Raw genomic sequence first — 6811 nt, 5'->3', positions numbered from 1 at the left:
CGCCGGCGGCGCCGTGCCCGGTGGGGGCGGGGCGGGGCCGCCGGACGGCCGCAGGACGATCGTGGAGCCGCGCGGCGCCGAGCCGGACGGGCTCTGCTCCGCGATCATCCCGGGCGGCACCGCCGACGGCACCGGAGAGCCGAGCGCCGTGCGGAACCCGGCCGCGCGCAGCGCCGCCCGGGCCGCCGCCTCGTCCAGCCCGACCACCTGCGGGACGCCGACCTGACGTCCCAGGACCTCGTCCGGCCCGGCCGGCGCGAACCCGGGCACGGCCACGCCCTCCAGCGTCCGGGTCATGAAGCCCTTCCACACCGGCACCGCGACCGAGGAGCCGAAGACGTTCCGGATGGACCTCCCGTTGATCGTGATGCTCTGCATCGGGCGCATGCCGTCGGCGAACCCGACCCACACCGCCGTGGCCCGCACCGGCGTGTAGCCGACGAACCAGGTGTGCTCGTTGTGCGACGTGGTGCCGGTCTTGCCCGCCGACGGGAACGGCGGGGGATCTGTGCTCGCCGTGCCGCTCCACACGTTCTGCAGGGCGTGGTTCACGGCGTTCGCGACGCGGGGCTCCAGCGCCGCCGAGCACGTCGTGGTCGGGACGGGCAGCGCCGCGCCCGAGGGGTCCGTGACGGAGGCGATGGCGACCGGCGTGCAGAACGTGCCGCCCGTGGCGAACCCGGCGAACGCCGCCGCCATGGCGAGCGGGGACACCGAGTCCGAGCCGAGGACGTTCGCGGGCAGCGGGGCGAACGCGCCGTCCCCGGAGCTCCCGCCCGCCCGGTGGATGCCGAGGGCGGAGGCCGTGTCCATGATCCCGCACAGGTCCAGCCGGCTGGCCATCGCGATGTAGCCGGAGTTCACGGAGTTGCGGGTGGCGTCGAGGACGCTCATCACGCCGCCGGAGCGAGGGCCCTCGGCGTTGGCGAACCGGTACTCCGTGCTCCCGTTCAGGCCCGTGCACGGGGCCGAGAACTCCCGGAACCGGTACGAGAACCGGGTGGCGTTCACCGTCTCGCTGAGGCTGTGCCCCTCCTTCAGCCACTGCGCGAGCGTGAACGGCTTGAACGTCGACCCCGGCGGGAACCCGCTGCCGCCGCCGTACGCGAAGTCCGTGCTGTAGTTCACGGCCGCCTCGCGCTCGCCGTGCTCCGGCGTGTTGTTGTACCCGCGGTTCTGCGCCATCGACGTGATGCGGCCGGTGCCCGGCTCGACCGTGACCAGCGCCGTCGCCACCCCCGACGGGTCCGCGACGGGGACCTGGTTCTTCACCTCCTCGTCGGCGATGGTCTGCTCGCGCGGGTCGAGGGTCGTGACGATCGTCAGCCCGCCCCGGTACAGCCGGTCGATCCGCTCGTCCTCGGTCTCCCCGAACACTGGGTCGTTGCGGATCACCTTGGTCACGTAGTCGCAGAAGTACCCCGAGCCGCGCACCGCGGCGTCCGCGGCCATGCAGCCGACCCGGGTGTCGTCCACCCGCAGCGTGTCCGGCAGCGGGGTCGCGACGCCCGCCGCGAGCTCCTCGGCGGTGATGTACCCCTCGTCCCGCATCAGGCGCAGCACCCGGTCGCGGCGCTCCTGCGCGGCCGTCGGGTCCCGCGTCGGGTCCAGCGCCGACGGGCTGCGCGTCACGCCCGCGATCGTCGCCGCCTCCAGGTACGTCACCTCCGACGCGGGCTTGCTGAAGTACCGCTGCGCCGCCGCCTGCACCCCGTACGTGTTGACCCCGAACTGCGCGATGTTGAGGTACGCCTCGAGGATCTGGTCCTTCGTCATCTCCTTCTCGAGCGCGATGGCGAGCTTCGCCTCCCGGAGCTTGCGGGCGTACCCCTCCGCGCCCTCGGCCTCCCGGGCCGCCTCCGCCGCCGCCGGGTCGTCCGCCCGCACCGCCCGCTCGATCAGGACGTTCTTGATGTACTGCTGCGTCAGCGTGGACGCGCCCTCCGTGCGGTCCGGGTGCTGCAGGTTGCGCACCAGCGCCCGCAGCATCCCCTCCGGGTCGATGCCGCCGTGCTCGAAGAACCGCTTGTCCTCCGTCGCCACGACCGCGTCCTGCATCGGCTCCGACACCGCCGTCAGCGGGACGACGTCGCGGTTCTCCGCCCAGAAGTGCGCCAGCACCGTCGTGCCGTCCGCCGCCAGCACCACGGACCGCTCCGACAGCGGCTGCCGCTCCAGGTCGGTCGGCAGGTCCTCGAACGCCTCGACCGCGAGGTCCGTCGTCCCGTTCGCCACCGCGACCGACGGCAGCACCAGTCCGGCCGTCAGGACCCCGCCCACCGCGGCGGTGAGGACGAAGGCGAGCAGCAGCGCGACCGCCTGCAGGACGGTCACCCTGCGCGCGCTCCCGCGACGGGCTGCCATGTCGACACGCTAGGACAGCCCGTCGCCGCGCGCCCTGCGGGGCGGCCACGTTCGTCCGCCCCGGATGAGACGACCGCCGGAACCCGTGCGGGCCGCGACGCGTTCGACAGGTACGTCCCGGGGGTGAGCCGCACCCCGTCCGACGGGCACGACGAGAGGTGGGCACCATGGGCTTCCTGGACAGGCTGCTGGGCCGCGAGCCGCAGCGCCGCGACCCTGCCGCGTGGGGCGGGAACGCACCCGCGCCCCGTGCTGGCGACCCCGACGAGGTCGCCGTCGAGCGGTACCGCTACCTGCTGCGCACGGCCCCGCCGGAGGCGATCGAGCAGGCGCACGCGGAGGCGTTCGCGCAGCTCACCCCCGAGCAGCGGCAGCAGGTGCTCGCCGAGGTGTCCGCGCAGGTGCCCCCGGGCGAGCGGCCCACGGCCGACGACCCGCAGACCCTCGCCCGTGCGGCCACCCGCGCGGAGCTCCGGCAGCCCGGGACGCTGGAGCGCGCCTTCGGGCCGCGCGGCGGCGGGTACGGCGCCGGCGGCGGGATCGGGATGGGCGGGATCATCGCGGGCTCGCTGCTCGCCAGCGTCGCGGGTGCCTTCATCGGCACCGCCGTCGCCGACTCCCTGCTGTCCGACGGCGGCGACGTGGCGGCGGACGGCGGGGGAGCCGACGCCGGTGCGGACGGGGGCGACACCGGTGCCGACGCGGGCGGCGACTCCGGCTGGGGCGGCGACGTCGGGGCCGACGGCGGCGGCTGGGGTGGCTTCGGCGACTTCGGCGGGGGCGACTTCGGGGGCGGCGACTTCTGACGCCCGCGCGAGGCCCGGGGCGGCGTGCAGACCGCCCGTCCCGGGCCACGGCCGGGCCCGGGCCCTGGCCTCGAGCTGTGCTGTGACGCACGTGACACCCGCCCCGGTGCCGACGACCCGTCCACCGGGGACGACGAAGCCCCGCTCGCCTGGGGCGAACGGGGCTTCGGTGTGTGGCTCCGACCGGCGTCGATCCGGTGACCTTTCGATTTTCAGTCGAACGCTCTACCAACTGAGCTACAGAGCCAGGTACGACAACACCGGCCCAGCTGGACCGGTGTGTATCGAGCGACCCCGACGGGACTTGAACCCGCGACCTCCGCCGTGACAGGGCGGCGCGCTAACCAACTGCGCTACGGGGCCTCGTTGTGAGACCTATTCTTCCACATGCACTGCTCGTACCCCCAACGGGATTCGAACCCGTGCTACCGCCGTGAAAGGGCGGGGTCCTGGGCCGCTAGACGATGGGGGCTCGTTCGCCCCTGACGTCGAGGCGTCTTCAGACCGGTGATGACTTTACGGGTACATCGGGGGATCCTCCAAATCGGCGAGGATGGACCCGTGGTGGACATGACGCGCGAGGACTTCGAGGACGCCGTCCGCGACGGGCTGGACCTGATCCCGCCCGAGCTCGCGGCCCGGATGGACAACGTCGTGGTGCTGGTGGAGGACGACGCACCCGCCGACGACCCCGACCTGCTCGGCCTGTACGAGGGCGTGCCGCTGACCGAGCGCGGCGAGTTCTGGGCCGCGGGGTCGCTGCCCGACCGCATCACGATCTACCGCCACCCGACGCTGGCGATCTGCGCCGACCGCGACGAGGTCGTGGAGGAGGTCGCCGTCACCGTGGTGCACGAGGTCGCGCACCACTTCGGCATCGACGACGAGCGCCTGCACGAGCTCGGCTGGGCCTGACCCGGCACGCGACACCAGCCGGCAGTCCAGCCCCCCCAGCACCGCCGACCCGGCGGAGGACGGACCCCCCGTGACCGACCCGAGCACCGACACCCCCGCCCTGCACGACCACGCGGGCGTGCCGCAGCACGCGCACCAGGACGTCGCGCGGGTGCTGCACGCCCTCGCCGACCCGACCCGCCTGTCCCTGGTGCACCTGCTCGCCGACGGGGCGCAGCGCGTCGTGGACCTCACGGGCGTGCTGGGGCTGGCGCAGTCGACGGTGTCCGCGCACCTCGCGACGCTGCGCGGTGCCGGCCTGGTCGTCGCGACGCCCGAGGGCCGGGCGACCCGGTACTCGCTGGCGGACCCGGAGCTGGACGAGCTGCTGGGAGCGGCGGAGCGCGTCGTCGCCCGGACCACGGAGCGGCGCGCGGCGTCGTCCTAGGCTGACGGGGTGACCGCGACGCCGCCCCCCGCACCCGCCCCCGCATCGCCCCGGCTGGGGGTCGTGATCCTGCCGCAGGAGCGGTGGGCGCAGGCGCGGCACGTGTGGCGGCGCGCGGAGGAGTACGGGTTCGACCACGCCTGGACGTACGACCACCTGGCGTGGCGGTCCCTGGCGGACGAGCCGTGGTTCGCGACGGTGCCGCTGCTGGCGGCAGCCGCCGCGACGACCGAGCGCATCCGGCTGGGCACGTGGGTCGCGTCCCCGAACTTCCGGCACCCCGTGCCGTTCGCGAAGGACGTCATGGGCCTGGACGACGTCGCGGGCGGGCGGTTCCTGCTGGGGATCGGCGCGGGCGGCGAGGGGTTCGACGCGGGCGTGCTCGGCCCGGCGCCGACGCGCGGGGAGCGCACGCGGCGGTTCGAGGAGTTCGTCGAGGTGCTGGACCGGCTGCTCACCCAGCCCGTGACGGAGCACGAGGGCACGTTCTACGCCGCGCACGGCGCGCGGATGCACCCCGGCACGCTCGCCCGGCCGCGCACGCCCTTCGTCGTCGCGGCGAACGGCCCCCGGGCGATGGCGGTGGCGGCGCGGTTCGGGCAGGGCTGGGCGACCTACGGCCCGCTGTTCGCGCCAGAGGACGTCGAGGGTCCCGTCGGTGCCGCGCAGGAGGCGTGGTGGGCCGGGCTGGCCGAGATGGTCGCGCAGTTCCGCGAGACCGCGGCGCGGCTGGCCCCGGGCGGCGTCGTCCCGAACCTGTACCTCAACCTCGACGGCGCGCCGGTGTACTCGCTGGAGTCCGTGGACACGCTGGTCGAGGGCGTCGAACGCGCGACCGCCCTGGGGTTCACGGACGTCGTCGTGCACTGGCCCCGCGCGGAGGGCATCTACGCGGGCAGCGAGGACACCCTCCGGCGCGGGCTGGCGGCCCTGGGCCGCTGAGCGGCGGCCCAGGGCCGGGTCTCAGCGGGCCTGGCGGGCCTGCCAGGCGCTCGTCACCATCTCGGTGAGGGTGTGCCGCATGACCCAGTCGAGGTCGCGCGCGGCGGCCTCGCCGGAGGCGACGATGCGGTCGGGGTCGCCGGGGCGGCGCGGGGCGACCTCGGGCTCGAACGCGATGCCGGTGCCCTGCGCCATGGCGGTCATGATCTCCCGCACCGAGACGCCGTCGCCGGAGCCGAGGTTGTAGACGCGCTGCAGCTCCCGGCCCTCGGACAGGGCGCGCGCGGCGGCGACGTGGGAGGTCGCGAGGTCGGCGACGTGCACGTAGTCGCGCACGCAGGTGCCGTCGGGGGTGGCGTAGTCGTCGCCGTTGATCCGCGGGGTGCGGCCCTCGGCGAGCGCGTCGAGCACCAGCGGGAACAGGTTGTGCGGGCTGGTGTCGGCGAGCTCGGGGGTGCCGGAGCCCACGACGTTGAAGTAGCGCAGCGAGGTGTGGTGCAGCTCGGTCGCGCGGGCCTGGTCGCGGAGCAGCCACTCGCCGATGAGCTTGGACTCGCCGTAGGGCGACTCGGGGGCGGTCGCGGTGTCCTCGGTGACCAGGTCGACGTCCGGCGTGCCGTACACGGCCGCGCTGGACGAGAACACCATGCGGGTGACGCCGGCGGACTGCATGGCCTCGAGCAGGTGCGCGGTGCCGGTGACGTTCTGCTCGTAGGTGTGCAGGGGGCGCTGCACGGAGACGCCCGCGTACTTGAAGCCGGCGAGGTGCACGACGCCCGTGACGCCGTGCTCGCGCAGCGCGGCGGTCACCAGGTCCGTGTCGAGGATGGACCCCTGGACGAACGGCACCTCCTCCGGGACGAACTCCCGGTGCCCGGACGACAGGTCGTCCAGCACGACGGCTGGGATCCCCACCTGCCCGAACGCCCGCACCACGTGCGATCCGATGTACCCCGCGCCTCCGGTCACCATCCACGTCATGGCGCCAGCGTAGCGTGGAACCACGTCCGGTGCTGGTGCTTTCTGCGCGGATGCGGTGGTTCGTGTGCGTTCTGCTGGTGCGCAGGGTGCTGACGCCCCGGGTGCGCCACGCCACCCGGACGAGTTGCCCGCGAGCACTCGTGCGACGGCCCGTCGTGCGGCAGAGTGCACGGGACGACGGGTGGTCCCGGGCGACGCGAGCCCGCGGGTCCGCGTGGCTCCGGTGGCGGTCCGTCAGGTGCTCAGTATGCTGACCATCTACCCAGTCCAGGAGGTCGCGTGCGCAGTGCCCGTAGCCGGACGGACGCGACCGGCGGCGCGAGCCTGGTCGCGGACGCCCCCGCCGCGCGCCCGCGCGCGCCCCGCGCCCCCGGGC

Annotated in this window: 6 protein-coding genes and 3 tRNA genes; 4 read left to right on the top strand and 5 right to left on the bottom strand. The window is 74.6% G+C overall.

The features are described 5' to 3' along the window. Positions 1–2364: transglycosylase domain-containing protein (locus tag EBM89_RS18800; protein ID WP_122151149.1), on the bottom strand; the 2364-nt coding region annotated here is incomplete at its 3' end. Between the two features lie 167 nt (positions 2365–2531). Between EBM89_RS18800 and EBM89_RS18795 the strand changes: the two genes are divergently transcribed. Further along, complete coding sequence (locus tag EBM89_RS18795; RefSeq protein WP_122151148.1) at positions 2532–3170, top strand: hypothetical protein; 639 nt, start codon at positions 2532–2534, stop codon at positions 3168–3170. Between the two features lie 174 nt (positions 3171–3344). On the opposite strand, the gene EBM89_RS18790 is transcribed toward EBM89_RS18795, so the two are convergent. The 3 genes from EBM89_RS18790 to EBM89_RS18780 form a co-directional block, all read right to left on the bottom strand. Continuing rightward, positions 3345–3417: transfer RNA gene (locus tag EBM89_RS18790), tRNA-Phe, on the bottom strand. A gap of 42 nt (positions 3418–3459) precedes the next feature. Then, positions 3460–3533 (bottom strand) — tRNA-Asp (locus tag EBM89_RS18785). 36 nt (positions 3534–3569) lie between these two features. Then, positions 3570–3642, bottom strand: a tRNA-Glu gene (locus EBM89_RS18780). Between the two features lie 98 nt (positions 3643–3740). Between EBM89_RS18780 and EBM89_RS18775 the strand changes: the two genes are divergently transcribed. The 3 genes from EBM89_RS18775 (at position 3741) to EBM89_RS18765 (ending at position 5454) form a co-directional block, all read left to right on the top strand. Then, positions 3741–4085: a metallopeptidase family protein gene (locus tag EBM89_RS18775; RefSeq protein WP_122151147.1), complete on the top strand. Its 345-nt coding sequence runs from the start codon at positions 3741–3743 to the stop codon at positions 4083–4085. Between the two features lie 70 nt (positions 4086–4155). Continuing rightward, positions 4156–4512 (top strand): ArsR/SmtB family transcription factor, encoded by a 357-nt coding sequence (locus tag EBM89_RS18770; protein ID WP_233571853.1) that lies wholly within the window; start codon positions 4156–4158, stop codon positions 4510–4512. Positions 4513–4521: 9 nt separating this feature from the next. Next, on the top strand, positions 4522–5454 hold the full coding sequence (locus EBM89_RS18765; protein WP_122151145.1) for an LLM class flavin-dependent oxidoreductase: 933 nt from the start codon (positions 4522–4524) through the stop codon (positions 5452–5454). A gap of 21 nt (positions 5455–5475) precedes the next feature. Here EBM89_RS18765 and galE read toward each other — a convergent pair whose 3' ends face one another. Further along, on the bottom strand, positions 5476–6435 hold the full coding sequence (gene galE / locus EBM89_RS18760) for a UDP-glucose 4-epimerase GalE (RefSeq protein ID WP_122151144.1): 960 nt from the start codon (positions 6433–6435) through the stop codon (positions 5476–5478). Positions 6436–6811: the final 376 nt, after the last annotated feature.

It is taken from the genome of Cellulomonas triticagri, assembly GCF_003696205.1.
Classification (GTDB): domain Bacteria; phylum Actinomycetota; class Actinomycetes; order Actinomycetales; family Cellulomonadaceae; genus Cellulomonas; species Cellulomonas triticagri.
The sequence above is the reverse complement of the archived record's forward strand: the minus strand, read 5'-3'. Positions and strand labels throughout refer to the sequence as shown.

What these genes read in the sequence shown, in the direction of transcription:
- EBM89_RS18775 (WP_122151147.1), top strand. Translation starts at nt 3,741, where the DNA reads ATGACGCGCGAGGACTTCGAGGACGCCGTCCGCGACGGGCTGGACCTG.
- EBM89_RS18795 (WP_122151148.1), top strand. Translation starts at nt 2,532, where the DNA reads ATGGGCTTCCTGGACAGGCTGCTGGGCCGCGAGCCGCAGCGCCGCGAC.
- galE (WP_122151144.1), bottom strand. Translation starts at nt 6,435, where the DNA reads ATGACGTGGATGGTGACCGGAGGCGCGGGGTACATCGGATCGCACGTG.